Origin of the sequence: Polaribacter sp. Asnod1-A03 (genome assembly GCF_045063585.1) — a bacterium.
Classification (GTDB): Bacteria; Bacteroidota; Bacteroidia; order Flavobacteriales; family Flavobacteriaceae; genus Polaribacter.
Map to the genome: position 1 here is coordinate 2,272,937 of NZ_JBEFOE010000009.1, position 24,577 is coordinate 2,297,513.

15 protein-coding genes are annotated in these 24,577 nt (G+C 31.2%); all 15 read left to right on the forward strand.

The genetic code is table 11. The features are described from left to right. Window position 1: 1 nt before the first annotated feature. Window positions 2-1,438 (forward strand): hypothetical protein, encoded by a 1,437-nt coding sequence (locus ACJJVY_RS10380; RefSeq protein WP_405607904.1) that lies wholly within the window; start codon window positions 2-4, stop codon window positions 1,436-1,438. A gap of 38 nt (window positions 1,439-1,476) precedes the next feature. After that, entirely contained in the window at window positions 1,477-3,123 is a 1,647-nt protein-coding gene (locus tag ACJJVY_RS10385) for a glycoside hydrolase family 172 protein (protein WP_405607907.1), read from the forward strand. A gap of 42 nt (window positions 3,124-3,165) precedes the next feature. Continuing rightward, window positions 3,166-5,787 carry a TIM-barrel domain-containing protein gene (locus tag ACJJVY_RS10390; protein WP_405607910.1) on the forward strand — a complete coding sequence of 874 codons (2,622 nt, stop codon included), beginning with the start codon at window positions 3,166-3,168 and terminating at the stop codon, window positions 5,785-5,787. 194 nt (window positions 5,788-5,981) lie between these two features. After that, entirely contained in the window at window positions 5,982-7,331 is a 1,350-nt protein-coding gene (locus tag ACJJVY_RS10395) for a hypothetical protein (RefSeq protein WP_405607913.1), read from the forward strand. Window positions 7,332-7,343: 12 nt separating this feature from the next. After that, window positions 7,344-8,723: a family 43 glycosylhydrolase gene (locus tag ACJJVY_RS10400; RefSeq protein WP_405607916.1), complete on the forward strand. Its 1,380-nt coding sequence runs from the start codon at window positions 7,344-7,346 to the stop codon at window positions 8,721-8,723. A gap of 13 nt (window positions 8,724-8,736) precedes the next feature. Then, a complete protein-coding gene (locus ACJJVY_RS10405; protein WP_405607919.1) occupies window positions 8,737-10,284 on the forward strand; it encodes a sulfatase-like hydrolase/transferase in 1,548 nt (515 codons plus the stop codon). Between the two features lie 51 nt (window positions 10,285-10,335). After that, window positions 10,336-11,760: a glycoside hydrolase family 30 protein gene (locus ACJJVY_RS10410; protein ID WP_405607922.1), complete on the forward strand. Its 1,425-nt coding sequence runs from the start codon at window positions 10,336-10,338 to the stop codon at window positions 11,758-11,760. Further along, a complete protein-coding gene (locus tag ACJJVY_RS10415; protein WP_405607925.1) occupies window positions 11,760-12,701 on the forward strand; it encodes a prolyl oligopeptidase family serine peptidase in 942 nt (313 codons plus the stop codon). Before ACJJVY_RS10410 ends, ACJJVY_RS10415 begins: the two co-directional genes overlap by 1 nt. Before the next feature lie 19 nt (window positions 12,702-12,720). Further along, window positions 12,721-14,517: a sulfatase-like hydrolase/transferase gene (locus ACJJVY_RS10420; RefSeq protein ID WP_405607928.1), complete on the forward strand. Its 1,797-nt coding sequence runs from the start codon at window positions 12,721-12,723 to the stop codon at window positions 14,515-14,517. A gap of 196 nt (window positions 14,518-14,713) precedes the next feature. Then, window positions 14,714-17,464, forward strand: a complete 2,751-nt coding sequence (locus tag ACJJVY_RS10425; protein ID WP_405607931.1) for a six-hairpin glycosidase — start codon at window positions 14,714-14,716, stop codon at window positions 17,462-17,464. A gap of 234 nt (window positions 17,465-17,698) precedes the next feature. Then, complete coding sequence (locus ACJJVY_RS10430; protein WP_405607934.1) at window positions 17,699-19,543, forward strand: arylsulfatase; 1,845 nt, start codon at window positions 17,699-17,701, stop codon at window positions 19,541-19,543. 17 nt (window positions 19,544-19,560) lie between these two features. After that, window positions 19,561-20,547, forward strand: a complete 987-nt coding sequence (locus ACJJVY_RS10435) for a ThuA domain-containing protein (protein WP_405607937.1) — start codon at window positions 19,561-19,563, stop codon at window positions 20,545-20,547. A gap of 64 nt (window positions 20,548-20,611) precedes the next feature. Next, a complete protein-coding gene (locus tag ACJJVY_RS10440) occupies window positions 20,612-22,576 on the forward strand; it encodes a right-handed parallel beta-helix repeat-containing protein (RefSeq protein ID WP_405607940.1) in 1,965 nt (654 codons plus the stop codon). A gap of 11 nt (window positions 22,577-22,587) precedes the next feature. Beyond that, window positions 22,588-23,388, forward strand: coding sequence for an SGNH/GDSL hydrolase family protein (locus tag ACJJVY_RS10445; protein ID WP_405607943.1), 801 nt, complete (start codon window positions 22,588-22,590; stop codon window positions 23,386-23,388). A gap of 18 nt (window positions 23,389-23,406) precedes the next feature. Then, on the forward strand, window positions 23,407-24,552 hold the full coding sequence (locus tag ACJJVY_RS10450; RefSeq protein WP_405607946.1) for a glycosyl hydrolase family 28-related protein: 1,146 nt from the start codon (window positions 23,407-23,409) through the stop codon (window positions 24,550-24,552). The last annotated feature ends 25 nt before the right edge of the window (window positions 24,553-24,577 follow it).

Below are 24,577 nucleotides of genomic sequence, written 5' to 3' on the forward strand. Positions count from 1 at the left end.
GATGATTAAACAAAAAAACAGCTTTTCTACATTTTTAAAATTGTTACTATTTGGTTTGTTTCTAACTGCTAATTCAACATTGTATGCGCAAACTGTTGTAAGCTCATTAAATGAGTTAATGCCATTTTTAGACGATGATCATGTTGTGGTAAAAATGAAACCGGGTATTTATACGATTACATCTGAAGATGTAAAAAAGGGACTTTACAAAAAAGAATTAAAACTTAAAAAAATAAGTAAAATTTTATTGTTGTTTGAAGGGAACAATAGTACTTATGATTTTACAGGTGTAACTATAAAAATAGACACCAAAGTTCATCAATCATTTGGTAATTTTCAAGTACACGAACTACAGATTATAGGAAATAATAATGTATTAAAAAACCTAACACTTGTTGATGAAGGTTCTGTATATGATGCACCAACTTTAAGAGCAACAAATATTGTGATGGATGGTTCTCATAATAAAATTGAAGGCTTTACAGTTACCACAAAAGGATCTTTTCCGTATGGTTATGGAGATGCTTTTGGTAAAGGAGGTAAATCGATAATTAGGCACAGAAAACACAGTGCCTGTTTGGTAAGAGGAGAATCTAATCATTTAAAAAATTCAACCTTTTTTCATAAAAGTTACGGACATTGTATTTTTATGCAAGGTGCAAACAATCCTTTAATAGAAGGATGTTATGTACAAGGAGAAGTTAGAAAAACGGACGATATGTTAGCAGAAGCGGGTACAGGTTCTCCTGCAGATAAAGTAGATTTTATGACTGTTTGGGGCTACAAACTTCCTGCTGGCTATATGATGAGTAAGGGAGAAGCAGGCATACGTGCTTATGATGGAGGAGAAACAATTATTGATGGTAAAACATACAAAAGAGGAACATCCAACCCTACGGTAAAAAATTGTGTTGTTAAAAATATGAGAACCGGAGTAACTGTTGCGCATGCTACAGGTAAAAAATATGTAGAAAATTGTACTTCTTTAGGAAATGAAAACGGATTTTCTTTAGGTTCTGGAGAGGTGGTTAATTGTAGAGCAGATGTAATTTATGGTCCTGCTTATGCTTCTACTTATGAAAGGGATGTCGCTTATAATGCAGATATTACTATTTTATCATCTACAGAAGAATATTACAATGGTTCTGGAAATGTAGCTTATATAGGCGGAAGTGGTCATAAAATAATTTTTAGAGGTTCTAACCAAGGAGTAGAACAAGGACTGCAAATTAAAGTTGGAGGTGATAAAAATAATATCCGATTGTTACATGGAAATCTGCCAAATCAAAATGACTTTAAAGGATTAGATTTTGAGTTGATTAATTTGACCAATTTTCCAGTTTTTTTATCTGATAAAAGTTCAGGTATTTCAGGAGAATCTTTAGGGAAAATTTCTAATTCTGGTACTAATAATGTGTTAGAATTTATAGGAGAGTAATTTATATAAAGACATAATCATCAAATAAAATTAATAAAATGAGACCAACAAATAACGTATTAAATTATGTGTTTTTATTCTTGACAACCATATTATTTGCTCAAAATAAGGAAAAGGTTTCTATAGAATCATTATTGAAAGACATGGTAAATAGAGATGCTATTGCTCGTTTTCCAACAACCAATTTTAGATTAAAGCAAGAAAGTAGTTATAATAGAGCTTCTAAAACTCCAGCAGATTCTGTAGGTTGGTTTATAAATCATGATTTTAATAGTAATGATAAAGACCATAACTTTATTAGAACTGAAGAAAAAAATGGAGAAAAAGAATGGGTGTTGATGGATCATGTGGGAGCTGGAGCAGTAGTGCGTACATGGATGCCATTTTTAAAACCAGATAAACCAGATACGGATATAGAAATTAAAATTTATTTAGATGGAAGCTCTGAACCTGTGTTTGAAGGAAATATGTTAGGATTGTTAGATGGTACAGGAGAAATTCCATATCCAATGGCTCACCAATCGTTAAGATCAGCAGTTTCATTCTTACCAATTCCATATGCAAAAAGTTGTAAAATAACGACTACAGGTAGACCATTTTTTTATCAGTTTACTTATAGAGAATATGATGATTATACACTTGTAAAAACTTTAACTAAGGAAGATTTTAAAAAATCATTACCGTTAATAAAAGAAGTGGGAGAACGATTATTAACGCCTAAAAATACAGTAAAAGGTAAAGAGGTTGCTTTTAATACAAAATTAAAACCTAAAAAAGAAAAATCAATAAAATTGCCAAAAGGAAATGCAGCTGTTAGAGAGCTTAGTATCAAATTAGATGATTATAAAAATCCTGAGGTAACTCGTACAGTAATTTTAAAAATAGAGTTTGATGGAGCACCAACAGTTTGGTGTCCTATAGGTGATTTCTTTGGAAATGGAATAGGCTTACATCCATTTAAAGGATGGTATAGAACTGTTAGTGAAGATGGAACGATGTCTTGTAGATGGGTAATGCCATATCAAAAATCAGGAAAAATATCAATTGAAAATTTAGGAGAAACTACTGTAAATGTTGCTATAAAAGCAACCATTGGTGATTGGAAGTGGGACAGTGAAAGTATGTATTTTAATGCTGCTTGGAAAGGACAATACCCAGTAGCTACAAGACCATTCTCGGATTGGAATTATATTACACTTAAAGGAAGAGGTGTGTATGTGGGAGACGCCTTAACTGTGATGAACCCTGTAGCAAAATGGTGGGGAGAAGGTGATGAAAAGATATGGGTAGATGGAGAAGATTTTCCTTCTATTTTTGGAACAGGAACCGAGGATTATTATGCTTATTCTTGGGGAGGAAAAAGTAACGATTTTTACGAACACCCTTTTCATGCCCAGCCAAGAAGTTATATTTTTAATAAGTTAAATAGAAAACCGAAAGAATCTAAAGGTAAAAATACATCTGGTTATAGTACCGAAACCAGAACTAGAGCTTTAGATGTAATGCCATTTAGCAGTTCGTTAAAACTAGATATGGAAATTTGGAGCTGGACAGATTGTGAGATGGGATATGGTGTTGGTGTGTATTGGTATGGAGATAAACAAACCACATCAAATAGTGTTCCGGACGAAAAGGAAGTTTTAAATGTACCGCCTTTACCAAATGGTTTTCCTAATAAGAAATGATAGAATATTGTTAACTAGAAATAAATTCAAAAAAATATTAAAATGACAAAAAAAATAATTTATCTCTTAAGCGCAGTATTTCTTATGATTACTGCATGCCAATCAAAATTTAAACATAAGGTAGAAATCTCTGATCACGGACTTGTTATTCATCAAGATACTATCATTATTAATATTGATGTTGTAAATGAATCGATCATCCATGTAAACAAAATAAAAGTAGGTAGTAAGCCAACTACTATTCCTGATTATGTGACTGTTTTAGAACCTCAAAATGTAACTTGGAATGTTGATGAATCAGAAGAATTATTAACCATTAGTACAGATGGATTAAATGTATTTGTAAATGCGGATGGAGTTATAGAATACGAGACAAAAGAGAATCAAAAATTAGTTTCAGAAACAAAAGAACTTACTTTTTTGAATGCAACAGGAGAGCACAAAATTTCTCAAGCTTTTGTAGCTGAAGATGAAGCATTGTATGGTTTGGGACAGTTTCAGAGTGGAATTATGAATTGGAAAAATGTACCTATTCGTTTGCAACAATACAACCAAGAAATAGCCATTCCTTTTTTAGTTTCTACAAAAGGATATGGAATTTATTGGCACAATTACAGTTTAACAGATTTTAATCAACCTCAAAATGAAATAGTATTTGAATCTGCAGGTGAAATTGAAACAAAGAAAGAAGCGCAAGTAATACCAGAAGGCGGTGAAAAAGAAAATGTAGCAGCTTATGCAGCTAAAGAAGCGAAGAAAAAAAATATAAGAGAAACTACTTTTAGACCAACAAAAACAGGAGAATATACTTTTTTAGCATTAAGTGATCACAATGGTCGTATGCGTGGTGAAATTAAAGTAAGTATAGATAATGATGATATCATTAATTATTCAACTATTTGGATGCCTAGAAGATATTCTGGAAAAAAATATTTAGAAGCAGGAAAAGAATATAAAGTAGTATATCAAAATACAGGTGCAAAAATACCAGGTAAATTATTTTACAATAAACCAGATTATAACAAAACGGTTTTTAGTAGTACTCAAGGAAATGCCATTGATTATTATTTGGTAGCAGGTAAAAATCCAGCAGAAGTAATTTCTGAATATCAAAATTTAACAGGAAAAGCACCCCTATTTTCAATAAAATCTTATGGATTTTGGCAATGTAGAGAACGTTATCACAATCAAGAAGAATTATTAGAAAATGCTCGTGAAATGAGAGAAAGAGAAATTCCTTTTGATAATATTGTACAAGATTGGTTTTATTGGCCAAAAGGCACTAAAGGGCCAGAATGGGATCCAGCTAAATACCCAGATCCAGATGCGATGGTTGATGAGTTAACAAAGTTGAATTTAAATTTGATGGTTTCTGTATGGCCAGAGGTAAAGAATAAAGCTTTGGAAGAAAAGTATGGACTTAAAAAAATAGAAAGTAGCAACTATGTTGATATTTATGACACAAAAGTAAGCAAGCAATTTTACAGAGCTTTAAGTGATTCGATGTTTCATAAAGGAGTAAAATCAATCTGGTTAGATGGTACAGAGCCAGAAGGCGTAAATAATACAAAAGTTTCTACCGCTGTTGGACCTTATGAAGAAGTTCAAAATCCGTATTCACTTTTAGTAACCAAAACAATGTACGAAGGTAGAAGAGAAGAATTCCCTAAAGAACGTGTGTTTAACTTAACGCGTTCAGCGTATGCAGGGCAACAACGTTACGGAGCTACTTCTTGGTCTGGAGATGTAGAAGCTTCTTGGGATCAGTTTTCTGAACAAATTGCTGCAGGATTAAACTTTACAATGGCAGGTGTGCCTTATTGGACTCATGATATTGGAGGTTTTTTTAGAGATTCTAAGTCTATCAATCCCGAGTTTGATAATCAATATACCAATCCAGAATATATAGAATTATTAACACGTTGGTTTCAGTTTGGTACTTTTAGTCCAATTTTTCGTATCCATGGTTATGTATCAGAAACAGAAATTTGGAGATACAGTGATGCTTTTGAAAGTACAGCACGTAAGTTTATCGATTTACGTTATCAATTAATGCCTTATATCTATTCTCAAGCATGGCAAATTACCAACAATAGTCGTCAGTTAATGACACCTTTGGCATATCATTATCCAAATGATAAAAATACTTGGGAAATTAAAGATCAATTATTTTTTGGAGAATCTCTTATGGTGAGTTTTGTAACAGAATATAAGCAAAGAGAAAAAGAAGTTTATTTACCAAAAGGAGATTGGTACAACTTCTGGACAGATGAAAAAGTTGGAGGTGAAAAAAATATATCTGTAAAAGCAGCATTAAGTGAAACTCCAATTTTTGTAAAAGCGGGTAGTATTATTCCTATGGGACCAAAAATTCAATATGCTACAGAAAAAACAAACAAGCCATTAACGCTTAAAATTTATCCAGGTAAAGATGCTGAATTTACTTTGTATTTTGATGATAACGAAAGTTATGATTATGAAAAAGGAACGTTTTCTGAAATTGAATTAAAATATTCTGAAGAAGATAAAACTTTAGAAGTAAAATTAGGAGTAGATAGCTTTATCAATTTTGAACAAAATTTTATGAATTTTGTGGTTGAGGTTGTTGGAGGAAAAATGCAAACAATAACTTTTAAAGGAAAAGAATTAGAAGTAGTATTATAAATTAGATAGTATTAAGAATTGAATAAGTCAAGGTATGAAATAACTCATACCTTGACTTATTTGTGTTTTGGATGTTGTTTTATAGTAAAAGAACCATGTATTATATAAAAATGAGGTTGCTTAAATTATTTTTATTAAATAGATAGAAACAGATAAAAAATTTTTAGGTTTTAACATTTATGAAAATAGAAAAAATGAAAATAATACTCAGAACATTATTATTTGGTTTACTATTCGTTAGTTCTATAACAGACGCCAAAGAGATAAAAATCAATTCATTAAAAGAATTGGCAAAATACGCTGCTGAAAATGGAAATATAATCACCATGAAACCTGGAGTTTATAAATTGACAGATTATCTAAATTCAGATTCTATTAGTATTCGTAAGAATCGTAAAATGTATCAGTACATTACTTTTAGTGGAAGTAATAATATTTTCAATCTAAAAGGCGTAGAAATTGAGTTGGATACAGAAATTAGAACCAAATTAAAACCACCAATTCATTCTGATGAATTTTTAGTAACAGGATCAAATAATTCATTTTTAGGACTTACTATAAGATGTGTTGGAACAGGAACATCTCCAGGAGGAACGGTGTTACAAGTGGCAGGTAAAGCAAATGTTCTTAGAGAAATCACATTACATGTGGCAGGATCTTTTCCGTATGGATATGGAGATTTATTCGGAAAAGGAAAACAAAAAGAAACAACTGTAAGACATAGAAAGCATAGTGGTCTCTTAGTTACAGGAAATGACACAAAATTATACGGATGTAAAGTATATAATCGTTCCTTTGGGCATTGCTTTTTTATTCAACAGCATCCAAAAAATGTATATTTTGAAGACTGTTATGCCGAAGGAGAAGTACGTTCTACAGATAGTATTTTAGCAGAAACTTCAGGCACAGCATTTGATGTCAATTTTAAAACATGGACTCAAAATAGAGAAGGAGAATATGTAGTAACTCCAGGTTATATGAAATCGCTTTGCGAAGACGGATTTAGAACTTATGGAGTCTGTGAAAATATCAAATTTAAAAACTGTACAGCTAAAAATACGTGTGGAGGATTCGAACTTCGTTTTAATGAAGCTCGTTTAGAAAATTGCAAAACTATTGGTACAGAACGTGCTTATTGGATTGGTGATAATACTACAATGATTAACTGTAAAGGGGATGCTAATTACGGCCCTTTATTATTTGTAGAAGGTAATAATGTAAATGTAGAATTGTTTGTTGATGCTACAGAATCTGATAGGTTGGTTCATTCTTTAATTACTGTTTTAGGAACAAATAATGCAGTAGTTCTTAAAGCAGAAGATAAAAAAAATAGAAAACAAGATGTACCTATTTTGGTTGGTTACACACAGCCAATGCATGGAGAATCTATGTCTCCTTATAGTGAAGCAGAAGTTGTAGGTCTTCACTTAAAAAATGAAACAGGTATGTCTATATCCATCGGAGAAAAAGCAAGAGATTGTACAATAAAAACGAATGGAACTATCAATGAAAATAAAGGTAAAAATATACACATTACTAAATAACAAAAAATAACAATGATGAATCAAGAATTTAGAAAATTGAAGTATATTTTAATTTTATACATCAGTTTTATTGGGCAAGGTTTTGCTCAAAATCCAGTATTTACGCATGTTTTTACAGCAGATCCTTCACCTCATGTTTGGCCAGATAATCCTGATAAATTGTGGGTGTATACAAGTCATGATGAACCAGGTTCTAATAACCATTACGGAATGACAGGTTACCATGCGTTTTCTACTACAGATATGGTAAATTGGACAGATCATGGACGTATTTTACATTTAGAAAATGTAGACTGGGCAGAGAGTCATGCTTGGGCAATGGATGCAACATATTATAGAGAAAAATATTATGTTATTTATTGTATGAAAGAAGCTGGAATAGGACTTTTTAGAACTGGTGTTGCAGTTAGTGATGTTCCGCAAGGTCCTTTTAAAGATTTAGGGTATGTAAAAGGAGTAGAATTTGGTCAAGATCCAGCTATTTTTATTGATGATGACGGAACTCCGTATTTATATTGGGGACACGATCGTAAATGTTTTGCTGCTGAATTAAATGAAGATTTAATGTCTATTAAGCCAGAAACTTATGTGGATTTAACGAAGCAACTAACTCATGTTTTTGAAGGTCCTTGGGTGCATAAAAAAGATGGAAAATATTATTTAACCTACCCTGGTTTAACTCCAAGACGTTGGCCAGAAAAAATGTTTTATGCCGTAGCAGATAATCCTTTAGGGCCTTATGAATTTAAAGGTAATTTTATTGATGATTTTGAAGGACAGAGTGGTACAAATCACGGCGGAGTTGTTACTTATAAAGGAAAAGATATGATGTTTTATCACAGTGCATGGTTATCTGGCGGTTTAAGTGAAACTAGAAATGTAATGGCAGATTATTTACAGAATGATAAAAATGGAGATATCATTCCTATTGTTCCGTCAAAAGAAGGTTTAGGTCTGGCAAAAAGAACAAGAACAACGTTGCATTTAGAAGCAGAAAATGGTTTTGCAGCAGGTGGCGAATTGTACAATGTAATTGTTGATACATGGATAAAAGGTTATAGTGGTAAAGGCTATGTTACAAATTTTGACAATCCGTTTGATCATGTATACATGTTGGCACAAGTTGCTAAAAAATCAAAATATCGTTTTAAAGTTAGATATGCTTCGCCAGATGGAGAATCAAATCATGATATATTAATTAATAGTCATAAGTACAAAGAATTTGTTTTTCCTCAATCTAAAGAATTTACAGTGATCGATTTTGGTATTGTAGAATTAAAAGCAGGAGATAATTTAGTGCGCATATTTAAAAGAGATTGGAAACCGTCCAAAGGACAATTAGCGATTGATTATATAGAACTAGAACAAGTTTTTGAAGACGAATTAAACTAAATAAAGAATAATTATGCTACTTAAAAAATCAAAAAAACACCTTCAATTAGTTGTTGTTTTCTATTTAATATTTACACAACCAATAGATGTTTTTGCCTTTTTTCAAGACAAACCTAATATTATTTTTTTAATGACGGATGATCAACGTTGGGATAATATGGGTTGTTATGGCAAGCCAGAATTTAACACACCTAACATCGATAAATTGGCAGATAATGCTGTTGTGTTTGATAAAGCATATTATGCTGTGGCTATTTGTATGCCAAGTCGTGTAACCATGATGACTGGGCGTTATAATTCTAACCACAAAGTTGGCTTTGTAGCACCAACTGATTATACTTTATCTAAGAATGATTTTGAAAACGGGTATCCATCAATACTTAAAAACGCAGGTTATCGCACAGGGTTTATTGGTAAAGTTGGTTTTACGGTAACAGAAAAATCTACAAGACCAAGTACGCCAAAAGAACATTTTTATAAAAAAGAAATGGGCAATGTTTTTGATTTTTTTGCAGGTAGTGAAACACATGATAGAAATGGCATTGTAATGTGGCCAGAAAATGACAAAGGTTTAAAAGAGATCTATAAAAAAGGACGACCAAATTCTGGTAGAACATTAAGAACAGGTGAAGCAATGTTACGTTTTTTAGAAACACAACCCCAAAACCAACCTTTTTGTCTTTCCGTTAGTTTTTATGCAGTAAAACACGATAACAATAAAGACATGTATATGCCGCATTATAATTTGTTTAAAGACAAAGAAATGTCTGTGCCAGAAAATTGGCAAGAAGGAGAAAATGAAAAGCTACCAACTGTTGTAAAAGAAAATGCACGAGGTGTTTATTTGCATAAAGCAAGATCTTCTACTCCAGAAATGCATCAGAATTTAGTACAACGTTTTGCAACACAAGGTTATAGTGTAGATGATCAAGTTGGTCTTTTGATTGCGAAACTTAAAGAAAAAGGAATGTTAGAAAATACGATTATTATTTACACGAGTGATAATGGGCGTTTTCAAGGTTCTCACGGGCTTTTTGATAAATGTTTATTATACGAAGAATCTGTAAAAGCCCCTTTAATTGTTTATGACGGAAGAGTAGCAAAAGAAAAACAAGGATACAGAGAAAATGCTCTTATTTCATCTGTAGATATGGCTCCAACGATTTTATCATTAGCCGGTATTGATGTGCCAAAGAGCATGCAAGGGAGAGATTTTAGTAGAATTTTAAATAAAACCCAGGATATGTCTCAGTGGAGAGATGCTGTATTTATGGAGGATCTTTTTTTGGTGGAAATGTTTGAACATCGATATAAAGAAAACGTAGATGAAATTAATAAAGAATTAATCAACAAAAATAAGTCTTATCGTAGTCATGGAATAAGAACAGAACGTTATAAGTATTTTACTTACTACGAACATACTCCTAAAATTGAGGAATTATACGATTTAGAAAAAGACCCTTTAGAGCAGCACAATTTGGCAAATAATCCTAAATATAGTAACACGCTAAAGAAATTAAGAAAAAAGACAGAAGAATTATATTTAAGCGCTCTTGATTAAAAAGGAATTTTATTGGAAACTAAAATTTAAAAAAAACTCAAAATATAGAACATGAAAAGAAATATATTAAGAATAGTTAGTCTCTCGTTAGTTATAGGTTTAATGCTTACAAGTTGTAAAACAAACGATGATTATCAATTAGAATTGAACTATGTAACGTTAGCTAACGGAACAAAAGTTACAGCACAACCTGTAAAAAGTACAAGTGTAGATTTAAGCTTACAAAAAGACGTAAGTGTAAGTTTTAAAGTAGAATTAGATAGTATTATTCACCCAAATTTAAGCGGAATTGGTGGCGCTTTTAACGAAATGGGAGGAGATGCTTTTGTGAGTTTATCTGCAGAAAATCAAAAAGAATTATCAAATGCACTTTTTAATACTACCGATGGTTCTGGTTTGTCTAATTGTAGAACGGCTGTTGGTTCTTCAGATTTTGGATTAAGTGCATATAGCTATAGCGAAACTCCTGGTGATTATACCATGGAACATTTTTCTATAGCAAGAGAAAAATCAACTTTAATTCCGTTTTTACAAGCGGCATATAAAGTAAATCCTCAATTAAAAATGTTTGCTTCACCTTGGAGTCCACCAGGTTGGATGAAAGAATCTGGTACAATGGATGGTGGAGATAAAAATGTTGAGCAAAATATTCTAAAAAAAGATCCTAAAATTTATGAAGCGTATGCTTTGTATTTTGCTAAATATATTAAAGCCTATAAAGAAAATGGAATTACGATTGACCGATTAGTAATTCAGAATGAAACTGATATGAATCCTGGATATCCAGGTAATGATATGCAGCCAGAAGAAATGGCAGATTTGGTCTCAGATTACATCATTCCTCAATTTAAAGAATCAAATATTGATACCGAACTTTGGGCAGGAAGTTTTAGAGGAAAACGTAAAGATGCTCAAAAATTTATGTCGTTAGAAAAATCTAAAAACGTAACAGGAGTTGGCTTACAGTATTGTCCGCCTTCAACTATGGAAGAGTTGTTAGAAAATCATCCAGATATAAAAATAATGCATACAGAAGGTCGTTGCGACGATGGTAAAAATTCGATGAAACAAGCAAGAAAAAGATTTTCAGAAGTATCAGATTGGTTAAATTCTGGAAGTGAAAATTTCTGTTATTGGAATATTATTTTAAATGAAACAAGCACTAGTGGATGGGGTTGGAAACAAAATAGTTTGATTAATATTAATCGTACTTCTGGTGAGTTAACTTATAATTCTGATTATGCACCCATCTCTTTATTAAGTCAATATATTCGTCCAGGAGACCAAAGTTTAGTGGTAAATACGCCAGAAAATAAGAAAGCAATTGCTGTAAAAAATAAAGATAGAGTTGTGGTGTTTTTAGAAAATAACGAAGCAATGGCTGCTACACAAAATATTGAATTAAAAGGAAAAACCTATGCTGTAAACCTTCCTGCAGAAAGTTTATGTGCTTTTGTTTTTAAAAATAAGGCGTAATGAGGTTTGCAATGTATAGCATAAGAATAAAGGGAATTCTGCTGTTTTTTCTTGCTTTTCAATCATTAATTTATGGTCAAACACAAGGAGATAAAGAAATCTTAGAAACATTTAATTATAAAAAAGATGTTGTTTACAAAGTGATAAATGGCATCAGTTTAGAAATGGATATTTATTATCCGAATCCAGATAAAATCAAAAAGAAAAATCCTTGGATGTTGCATGTTCATGGAGGAGGTTGGAGAGGAGGAGATAGGTACAAAGTATTTAGAAAATCTTTTGTAGGTACTTTAAAATCTTTATTAGATAGTGGTGTTGTTTGTGTTACTATTGAGTATCGAAGAACACGAGGTCAATCCACTGCTTATGATGCTGTTGTAGATGCAAAAGATGCGGCTCGTTTTCTTTTAAAAAATGCTAAAGAATATCAATTAGATATCAAAAAGTATGGTGTTTGGGGCGGTTCTGCTGGAGGACATTTAAGTTTAGTAACCGCTTTAGGAGAAAATTCTGATTTTAAAGGAGCAATTAAATTATCGAAATTTTCTCCAGATTTTAAATGTGTAGTTTCTTATTTTCCAGCAACATCTTTAATAAATCCAAAATTAGTACCAGGTTCTCTTTTTGAAAACAAAGAATCTTATACTAGAATTTTAGGAGATAGTTTATCAAATAAACTAGCATTGGCAAAGCAATTGAGTCCAACAGAATTATTGAAAAAAAAGAGTCCACCTATTTTACTTCTTCATGGAGATAAAGACATTGTGTTACCGATTATAAATTCAATTTATATGGTTGAGGTAGCCAAAGAAAAGAATGCAAATGTAGAGTTATTAACTATTAAGAATGCAGGCCATAGTTTTAGTGGATCCAATATCTCGCCATCAATGGAAGCATTAAATGAATATGCAACCAATTTTATTCTATCACATTTAAAATAAATAACATCAAATAAAAAACATGAGAACAATCACAACATTTATTTTATTATTGATGACAATTGTTACCACTTTTGCCCAAGAGAGACCCAATGTTATTTTTGTAATGCCAGATGATATTAGCCATAATGCTTTTTCTTATTATAAAAAAAACGGACCTAAAACTCCGAATATTGATAAGCTGGCAGATGAAAGTGTTCGTTTAACAGATTTTCATGTATCGCCAAGTTGTTCGCCAACAAGAGCCGCACTTTTAACAGGGAGACCAAGTGATGTGGTTGGGGTTTGGCATACAATTAATGGTAGAAATATGATGCGAGCAGATGAAATTACCATGGCAGATATTTTTAAAGCAAATGGCTACGCAACAGGATTGTTTTTTAAATGGCATTTAGGAGATAATTATCCTTTTCGTCCCAAAGACCGTGGTTTTGAGTACGTGGCTTGGATAAAAGGAGGAGGAACAGGGCAGCAACCAGATTATTGGAATAACACAAACAACCATGCGAGTATTTGGGTAAATGATAAATTGGTTAAAATGACAGATGAAGATGATGGAATAAAAGGAGCTTTTACCAATAATTTTTTCTTTAATCGTGCCATGGAATTTATGGATGATAATATTGAAAAGAAAAAACCTTTTTTTGCTTATATTCCTTTAGGTACAGCACATGCACCACATGTAAAGCCACCAGATGCTAGAAAAGGAGTGAATGCTAAAACGGGAACCATAGAAAATATTGACAAAAATATGGGAAGATTGATGCGATTTCTAGACGATAGAGGAATTGCAGATAATACCATTTTAATTTTTACTACAGATAATGGAGGCGGAACTTACCTTCGTGGAGGAAAAGGTTCTAATTATGATGGAGGCACACGAGTGCCTAGTTTTGTAAGATGGGAAAAAGGAGGACTTGGTGGAGAAGGAAAAGCTAGAGAAGTAACTCCGCTTACTGCGCATATAGACTGGTTGCCTACCTTTATGGATATTTTAGATTTAAAAGATGTGCCTAACAGACCCCAAAAATTAAAAATTAGAGGAAAAAGCTTTAAACCCTTTTTAGATACAGATACATCAAACGACCCTGTTGAATATAAAAATAGAGCAGTTACTATTAATGATATGTGGACAGAGTTTCCAGAAAAATATAAAAAACTTTCAGTAAAAAAAGATATTTGGCAAGGTGATAAAATTATTCATAAATGGCGTTTAATAAGAAATAGTGCAGATGTAGATTGGGAATTGTATGATGTTTTGGTTGATGAAAAGCAAAAAATAGATGTCATTAAAAATCCAGCTCATAATGCTATTGTATCAGCATTAAAAGAAGAATATGAAGCATGGTGGAAACTTGTTGATGAGCGATCAGATGAATATACAAGAATTATAATAGGTAATGATGCAGAACCCAAAACAGATTTGCATGCTATGGATTTTCATGGAACCGTAATTTGGGATCAAGATGCAGTTAAAAAAGGAGCAACTGGAAGTGGTTTTATCGCTGTTGATTTTGAAAAACAAGGAACTTATAATTTTGATTTTCGTCGTTGGCCAAAAGAAATTGAAGAGAATACTACATTAACATCAAAAGGATCTGGTATTGCTTTGCCAATAGCAAGTGCGCGTATTAAAATTTGGCATGGAGATACTGTGTATGTAGATGAAACTAAAAAAGCGAATCCTAATTCAGATAGTGTAAATTTTACATTAAAAAAAATACCAAAAGGTCCAGCATTTATTCAGACTTGGTTTTATGATACATCAGGAAAAATGGTTGGAGCAGTTTATTATAATTATGTGCATTTACTAGAATAGTAAGACAGATATTTGAGAGAGTAATGGATAAAGTTTTTAAATGTTTAAGATTAGATTATAATTTATACTTTTTGAATTATAGTTTATACTGCTAATTTGGCTCTTTAATTACATTGCCATTAAATTTAATAGACATCACAAAAAAGTATATTTTTATGTGATTAAAAATAATAACATCTTGTTCAATAAAAATAAAATGAGAAGTAAAATATTGAAAAACCTAGTTTTTTTTATGTGTTTGGTTTTAGTAAATAAACTACACGCACAAAACAGTAATACAATACCGGTTCCAACAAATTTAGAACAAGGATATCCGAGATTGTATGTTACAGAATCTGGTAAAAAAGATTTAAGGAAAACGATTAAAAAAGAAGATTGGGCGACGGATGTTTTAGCAGGAATTCATAATAGAATAGATAAACATGTTGCGCGTCATGTAAATGATCCAGAATGGATGGTTTCTCGTTTGCAAATGTATTGGAAAACAAAATCTACTAACGTTTATGTTAACGGAATTAATTATTCCCACGCAGATGGTAAAGCGCCAGTACCCACAGTACGTTTTGTAGGTTCTAGAGATTATACCTCAAATTATGGCGTACCGAAATTAGAGGATATTTTACCATATATGGATGATCCTCGTGGTTTGTATTTACCAAATAAAACAAAAGAAGGTACCCCATTTGAGTGGGCAGAAATATCTAAAACAGGTAGAGCAATTTATTCAATTAATGATAATATTATTAGCCTTTCTCGTGATGCCGCATTTTTATATTGGTTAGAAAATGATAAAAAGTTTGCAAAATTTTCTTATGATATTTTTCATACGTATATGGAAGGAATGTCTTACAGAAATGAGCCAATTGATTTAATGAATGGTCATATTCAAACATTGGTAGGTTTTACTAATTTTCAAGTAATTCATGAAGGAACGCTGAAAAACATAGCAGAATTGTATGATTTTTTACATCAATATATAGAAGTAAATCATCCAGAAAATATTGTAATGTATGATAAGACCATTAAAAGATGGACAGATCAAATTATAAAAAACGGAGTACCACAGAATAACTGGAATCTTCATCAGGCAAAAACCATTTTAAAAGCAGCAATGGTTTTACAAGATGATAAAAACTATGAAGACAAAAAAGGAAGAGAATATTATATCAATTATATTTTAAATGTTACTTCTGCGCGTCAATGGTCGCTTAATAAATTTATGGATTTTGGCTATGATAAAGAAACAGGTGTTTGGGCAGAATGTCCTGGTTATTCTCAAGGAGTAACCAAAGATTTGACTACTTTTATTAATGATTTTGATAACACTTTTGATCATAATATTTTACCGTATACACCCACCATAAATAAAGCGGTAAAAATGTTACCTCAATATTTATTTCCGAATGGACAAATTGTTGCTTTTGGAGATACAAGTTATGGCCCAATTTACACAGATGCAATTAGTAATATGATTCGTATTGCACAGAAAAATGATGATAAAGCGTTAGAAGAAGAATTTACAGGAATGTATCGTTTGTTTGAAGACACTTCAGAAAAAACAAAAAGTAAAAGAAAACCAAAGGCAAATATTTCTTCTTTTTTTGCAGCAAAACCTTTAGAATTAAATAAGAAATACAAAACTGCAGATATTAAAGATTATATAACACAAACCTTTTATGCACCAAATGTAAGTTGGCATGTGCAACGTATGGGAAGTGGTAAAAACGGAATGATGGCATCTTTAAATGCATCATTAGGTAACCACATGCATGCAAACGGAATTAACTTAGAATTGTACGGAAAAGGTTTTGTACAAGGAGCAGATCCTGGTAAAGGTGCGGGTTATTTACAACCAATCTATTTAGAGTTTTATTCTCAGTTTCCTGCACATAATACGGTAATGGTAGACGGCGTATCTTCTTATACAGAAATGTTTAGTAATCATGCTTTTGATTTAATGGGCGAATATCCAAAATCAGAAAAAAAGGAAGGATATTATAAAAATATTACTTTTTCTGATGTGTATTTTTTAGAACCAGAAACTCGTAGTGATCAAAACCGAATAGTAAGTACTATTAAAACAGGAGAAAAAACAGGATATTATGTTGATATTTTCCGTTCTAAAAAACAACGTAAAGGAGATAAATTTCACGATTATTTTTATCATAATTTAGGGCAAAGTATGCAAGTTATGGATGCTTTAGGAAAACCTTTACACCTTACGCCAAGTGAAGAAATGGCATTTGCAGGTGGATATTTATATGCTTTTGATTATCAGTGGGATAAAAAATCAATTAAAAGTGATAAAGATTATCAAGCACAATGGAAAATTGACAGACCAGAAGGGCAGGAAGATGTATTTATGAATTTGTGGATGAAAGGAACTGAAGGACGTGAAATTTTTTCATTAAAATCGCCACCAAACAAAGCTTTTAAGAAACATAATTTACCTTATGATGTTGATAAAGCACCTTATTTAACATTAGCCGCACGTCAGCACGGAGAAGCTTGGAAACATCCATTTGTATCCGTTTACGAACCATTTACATCCACAGAAGGAAAAAGCATAAAAAGTATAAAAAGCTTTGAGGATGAAAATGATAATAAGGAATTTGTAGGATTACAGATCATCAATAAATCAGGAAGAGAAGATTTTATATTTTCATCTAAAAATCAATATAAAGCAACTTATAAAGGCATAAGTTCAGACGCTTCTTACGCATTGATTGGAGAAGAAAAGAATGGAGATATTATTCTATTTATGGGAAAAGGAAACCTTTTAAAAGCAAAAGGATATTCAATTGCTTCTAACGTATTGGGTAATGTTGTTTTAGAAGTAAAAAACGGACAATTATTTTTACATAATGAAGTGCCGGTAATAATTACTCAGAATGAAAAAGAAAAGAAATTTGAAGTAGGAGATTATAGAGTAATTAGTTTAAAATAGTGTATTATTTATTTGTTGATAATTTGGTTAAAACTGAATGTAAAAAAGGCTATCTTAATAAGGTAGCCTTTTTATTTTTTTAAAGATATATAGGGCTTTAATCATTAAATGGGCTTTAAGTTAAAAAGGTTGCATATAGTATACAATAGAAAAAAGAGAACATTTTTAAATTTGTAATCAGCTTTTCTCTTAGTTAGATTTGCTTTAAAAAACTTAAATTAAAATTATTAAATAATGACTTATTCAGGTTCAATAAAAAGAGTTTTATATTTTGTAATAATACATTGTTGTATTTTGTTTTTTCTGTCTTGTTCTTCAAAAGAAAAGGTAGAAAATAAAAAAAATACAAAACCAAATGTAATTTTAATTATGGTAGATGATATTGGTTATGGAGATATAGCTGCTTTAGGAAATAAAGAAATTAAGACTCCAAATATAGACGCTTTACAAAGTAAAAGTACAAGACTTACAGATTATCATGTAAGTCCTACTTGTGCGCCTACAAGAGCCGCTTTAATGACTGGTCACCATAACTATAGAACTGGTGTGTTTTTTACCATAAAAGGGCGCTCTTTAATTCTAGAAAGAGAAACTACTATGGCGCAAGTTTTTAAAGAAAATGGATACAATACAGCCATGTTTGGTAAATGGCATTTAGGCGATAATTATCCGTTTAGACCACAAGACAAAGGTTTTGATGAGGTTTTAATGAATAATGGAGGAGGAGTTGGCCAAACAATGGATTATTGGAATAATGATTATTTTGATGATATGTATGTACATAACGGTAAATTAGAAAAATTTGAAGGGTATTGTACAGATGTTTGGTTCGAAAATGCTAAGAAATACATCGGTAAACAAAAAAACAAACCATTCTTTTGCTATTTATCTACCAATGCAGCACATTCGCCATATTGGGTAGCCGATAAATATTCAGAAGAATATAAAAACAATGAAAATATTCCTAATCCTGCTTTTTATGGTATGATTGCTAATATTGATGAAAACCTTGGTAAGTTAGTAACTTATTTAAAAGAAATTGATTTGATGGACAATACTATTTTAATTTTTACTGCGGATAATGGTTCTTCAGCAGGAAGCAAAATGGGTAAAGGACAAGACAGATTAGATGGTTTTATAGCCAAAGGAAACAATGCAGGAATGCGTGGTGTAAAAGCAAGTATGTATGAAGGCGGGCATCGAGTTCCTTTCTTTATTCATTGGAAAGATGGACAAATTAATGTAGGAAAAGATATAAATGCATTAACGGCTCATTATGATATTTTACCAACTTTAATAGATTTATGTAAGTTAGAAGTAAAAGAAGATTTAAAGTTTGATGGTTCTAGTTTAGTGCCTTTAATGGATGGTGATAATTCTAATTTTGATGATAGAATTGTATATGTAAATACACAGTTTTCTACAGATCCTGTTCCTTGGAAACGTACCGCTTTAATGCATAAAAATTGGCGAATGGTAGAAGGAACGGAATTGTATAACTTAGATACAGATCCAGAACAAAGAACAAATATAGCAGATCAATATCCAGAAAAAGTAGTAAAATATAAAGCAGCATATGATAAATGGTGGGCAGAAATTTCACCCACTTTTGTAGAAAAACCTTATTTTATTGTTGGTAATGAAGCAGAAAACCCAACAACTTTATTTTGTCATGATTGGCATACAGATACTTTTACTCCTTGGAAACAAGATCATATTAGACAAGGACAAATTAATAACGGTTTTTGGCGAGTAAAAGTAGCAAAAGCCGGAACGTATAGTTTAAAATTACGTCGTTGGCCAGAAGAATCTCATTTAGCTTTAGGAGCAAAAGCACCTGTGAGACCTGCTTTAGAAGGTACAAGTGTTACTCCTAGTAAAAAAGGAAAAGCATTGGTTATTAAAAATTCTAGAATTAAAATTCAGAATATAGAAATGTCTAAAAAAGTAGATTTAACATCTGAATATGTAGAGTATACAGTTGAATTAGAAAAAGGAGAAACACATTTACAAACTTGGTTTACTTTGGATACGAATGTTGAAATAGGTGCTTATTATGCAAAAATTGAGAAAATTTAATTTTTAAATAAAAGAAAATGAAGTGGAGTAAAATAGTCTCATTTCTTGCATTTATCGGTTTTATGTGTTCCTTTTCTTTGATGTCAGAAACGGAAGTAAAATCAAAGATAAAAGTATTAATAGTAGATGGTCAAAACAATCATAGTGTTTGGCCAAAATCTACTATAATGATGAAACAATATTTAGAAGAAACGGAGTTGTTTTCTGTTGATATTAAAAGAACAAAATTCTTGTGGAAAGGAGAAGAGGAAAAAGCCTTTTTACCACTTGCAAATGCAGAAAAAAGAGAGTTTTTAAAAAAACCAAAAAGAGATCCAGATTTTTCTATAAAGTTTGATAAATACGATGTTGTGGTTTCTAATTTTGGTTGGGGAGCAGCCGATTGGCCCAAAAAAACACAAAAAGCATTTGAAAAATTTATCAAAAAAGGAGGAGGATTTATAGCTGTTCATGCTGCTAATAATTCTTTTGGTGAATGGTTAGAATATAATAAAATGATTGGACTAGGAGGTTGGGGAGACAGAGATGAAAAAGATGGTCCTTATGTATATTATAATAATGAAGAAGAGTTAATTTACGATACTTCTATTGGAAAGGCAGGTTCTCATGGAGCAAAACATGAGTTTCCTATTACGATAAGAGTTGCAGATCATCCAATTACGAAAGGAATGCCAAAAGTTTGGTTAACAACAGCAGATGAATGTTATGCAAAATTAAGAGGTCCTGCAGAAAATATGACAATACTAGCTACAGGAAAAGATCAAAGTGCAAAAGCACCCACAGATAGACACGAACCAATTTTTATTGTAACCAATTATGGAAAAGGAAGAGTGTTTAATACGATTTTAGGTCACGATGCAATTTCTTTTCAGAGTGTAGGTTTTATTACATCATTTACAAGAGCAGCAGAATGGGTTGCAACAGGACGAGTAACACAAGAAATCCCTAGTAATTTTCCAACAGAAAATGCTTCTTCAAGTAAAGAGTTTATATTAAAAAAGTAACTGTTTTATGATTGATTGTTATTGCAATTTTTCTAAAGTATAGTTTAATAATTAAGATAATAGTATGAATATATTTAAACAAAAAGTTGTTTTTGCCTTATTAATAATATCAACAGTAATGCATGCAACAGAATATCATGTGAGTATTACTAAAGGAAACGATTTTAATAAAGGAACTATCAATGCCCCTTTTAAAACAATTTCTAAAGCAGCAAAAATAGCATTACCTGGTGATGTAATTACCGTACATAAAGGGGTTTATAGAGAATGGGTAAACCCTGCAAATGGTGGTTTTAATAATTTAAGTAGAATTGTTTATCAAGCAGCAGAAAATGAAGAGGTTTGGATTAAAGGTTCTGAGGAAATTAAGAAATGGAAAAAGCATAAAGGAAACGTTTGGAAAGTTGTTTTAAAGAATGAAATGTTTGGCGATTTTAATCCTTATCAAGAAATATTAAAAGGAGATTGGTTAACAGAAAAATATGGAAGAGAACATCATTTAGGAGAAGTGTATATTAATGGAAAATCTTTATATGAAATAGATAGTTTGTCTAAGGTTTTCGAAGAAATTCCATTAAAAAGAGCAATAGATACAGAAGGTTCAAAATATAAATGGTTTTGTAAAAGTAATCAAGAAACAACTACAATTTATGCCAATTTTAAAGGATTAAATCCAAATAAAGAATTGGTAGAAATAAATGTAAGACCAACTGTTTTTTTTCCAAAGAAAACAGGAATGAATTATATTACAGTTCGTGGATTTAAAATGAGTCAGGCAGCAACACAATGGGCACCGCCAACAGCAGAACAAGGTGGTTTAATTGGCCCCAATTGGAGTAAAGGTTGGATTATTGAAGATAACCTAATTTCAGATTCTAAATGTACAGGAATCAGTATAGGGAAAGAAAGAGCCTCTGGGCAGAATTTATGGATTAACGATAAGAAAAAACATGGTACACAGAGAGAACGAGAAGTTGTTTTTAAAGCCTTGCAGTTGGGGTGGTCTAAAGAAATGATTGGCTCTCATATTATTAGAAATAATACAATTAAAGATTGTGAGCAAGGTGGTATTATTGGTCATTTAGGATGTGTTTTTAGTGAGATAAGTAATAATCATATTTACAATATTAATGTAAAAAAACAATTTGTTGGTTGGGAAATTGGAGGCATAAAATTACATGCAGCTATTGATGTCGTAATCAAAAATAATTTTATTCATGATAATCATAGAGGTATTTGGTTAGATTGGCAAGCGCAAGGCGCAAGAGTCACGGGAAATTTGCTATATAATAATGACGCTAGTGAAGATTTATTTATAGAAGTAAATCATGGGCCTATGATTATTGATAACAATATTTTGTTGTCAGAAATATCCATATTAAATGCTTCGCAAGGAACTACGTTTGCAAATAATTTAATGGCAGGTAAAGTGCAAACTAGAGCTGCTGGAAATAGATTTACTCAATATCATTTTCCACATTCTACTGAAGTTATGGGTTTAATGACGATTATTTTGGGAGATGATCGTTTTTATAATAACATTTTAGCTTCCAATAAAGATAGTTTACAAAAAGGGCAGCAACATGGTTTAAGTGTTTATAATGATTTTCCGGATGCTTCATATAAATGGAAGTTTAGTGGAAGTCTTAATCGAGCGAACAAACAGAAATTCCCGATGTTTATAGATGGTAATCTGTATTTAAATAAAGCATTACCATCAAATATAGAAACCAATCAAATAGAAAATAGAACGCTAAATCCTAAAATTAGTTTGTTTGAAGAAGTAGATGGTTACTATTTAAAAATTACTGTTGATGAGAGTTTTGCTAAAGTAAAAACTAATGTGGTAGATACTCAATTAATGGGAATGGCACTGCAAACAGAAACACCTTTTGAAAATGTAGATGGATCTCCAATAACTTTAATCAAGGATTATTTTGAAGAAATAAGAACGACAAAAGTACCTTTAGTTGGTCCTTTTAATAGTTTAAAAATAGGAGAGAATAAAATTAAAGTTTGGTCTAAATAACTATTGATTTTATGAAACGTAGAGAATTTACTAAAATTTTAGGAGCAAGTATTTTAGGAATAGGAATAATGCCTGAGATTTTTGCAAAAAACGATGTTAAGAGAACAGATCATAAGGTTTGTAAAAAAGCTTGGGAACAATTGTGTGGTAAAATTGGTACTGTTTATAAAACGGATGCTTTTACATATGTAAAACCTGTAAAAAGAAAACCCAATGTACTTATTTATGGTGATTCTATTTCCATAGGATATTCATCAACAGTTAGAGAAAAATTAGAAGATAAAGCTACAGTAATTCGGTTGTTTAAAAATGGAGGAGCAAGCCATGATTTTATTCCAAATATGGATAAAATGCAAAGCACGATGTTTCAACCAAATTTAGAGAAAGGTTGGAATTTTGAATGGGATGTAATTCATTTTAATGTTGGTTTACACGATTTAAAATATCTGAAAGGGAAACATTTAAATAAAAACGGAAAACAAGTTTCATCAATTAAAGAATACAAAAAAAACCTAGTTGAGATTTGTAATTACTTAGGTGAAAATTACCCAAAATCAAAATTAATTTTTGCCACAACAACGGCTGTTCCAGAAAATGCAAAAGGACGTTTTGCTGGCGATGGTGTCAAATTTAATAAAGCGGCTTTAGAAGTTTTAGAAAACTATCCAAATATTGCTATAAATGACCTTTATACATATACCAAACCAAATAGAGAGCAGTGGAAACAAGCTACAGGTAATGTTCATTATAACGAATTAGGAAAACTAGAACAAGGTAAAAAAGTAGCAGAAGTAATTGCTAAATATTTATAATATCAGTAAAAAAAGAACATGATTAAAAATATAAAACAGATACTTATTATAATTTGTATAGGAATAGTTTCATCAATAAAGGCTCAAAACACACCTTTTTCATTTACAAAAGTTACCATCGAAAAAGAGGTGTATTCTATAATGTTTGATAAATGGAATAATGATTTTAAACATGTAGTGTACCCTAAACAGTGGTTGCAAAATATTGTAAAAGTAAAACCAGGTCAATCCATTCAGAAAGCAATTGATAAAGTTTTTAATGAAGGTGGCGGAGTTGTTTTTTTACAAAAAGGAACTCATGTTTTAAATAGTACAATTACTTTAAGAAGTAATATCACTTTAGTTGGAGAAGGAAGAGAAAAAACAATTTTGTTACAAGGAAAAGGAATTGATAATGCCGCTTTTAATATTGAAGCAAAACCACAAGTTACAGATTTAGTAATTAAAGATTTAACAATAAAAGGGACAAGAGAAGGTAAGGTAAATGGTATTTTAATTAGAGGTAGAAATGAAAGCAGACATTCTAGAATTATGCTTCAAAATATTGATGTTACAGATTGGTCTGCGCAAGGCGTTCACATGAAACGTACTAACAATATTATTATGGATAATTGTAATTTTCAATACAATGGTTCTGCAGGTGGTTTGTATCATAATGTATATTTTTTGTACAATAAATATATTTTACAATCTGATTGTGATATGTCTTATCCTGTATTGGGAAAAGGAAATAAATACACGTCTTGCGAGTATGTTTTGGCACAACGTTGTACAATTAAAGATACTAAAACAAATGGTATTCAGGCAGATCATGACGAAGCAGGATATCTTTTTTTTCATAAATATCATGTTTCAGGATGTGCTAGAGTAGCACTTTGGTTTCCTTGTGAAAACTACTATGATAAGTTTAATTATACAGAAAATCCTAAATATGCACCTCAAAAAGTAATTTTAAATCGCTGCGAAATTGTAAATAATACTTGGGGAGCCATGTGGCGTTCTGTTAATAATTCTTATGTAATTAATAGCGTTTTTGATAATAAAAACATTGATATGGGATTATTAAAAAGCGATGTTACTATGGAAAACAGCACCTTTAAAAAAGGAAACGAAATTTATACTGATGTGAAACAATGGCCAAAAGATGTTAAGATTTTGTGGTAATTAATTAAATAAGATAAAATTATTT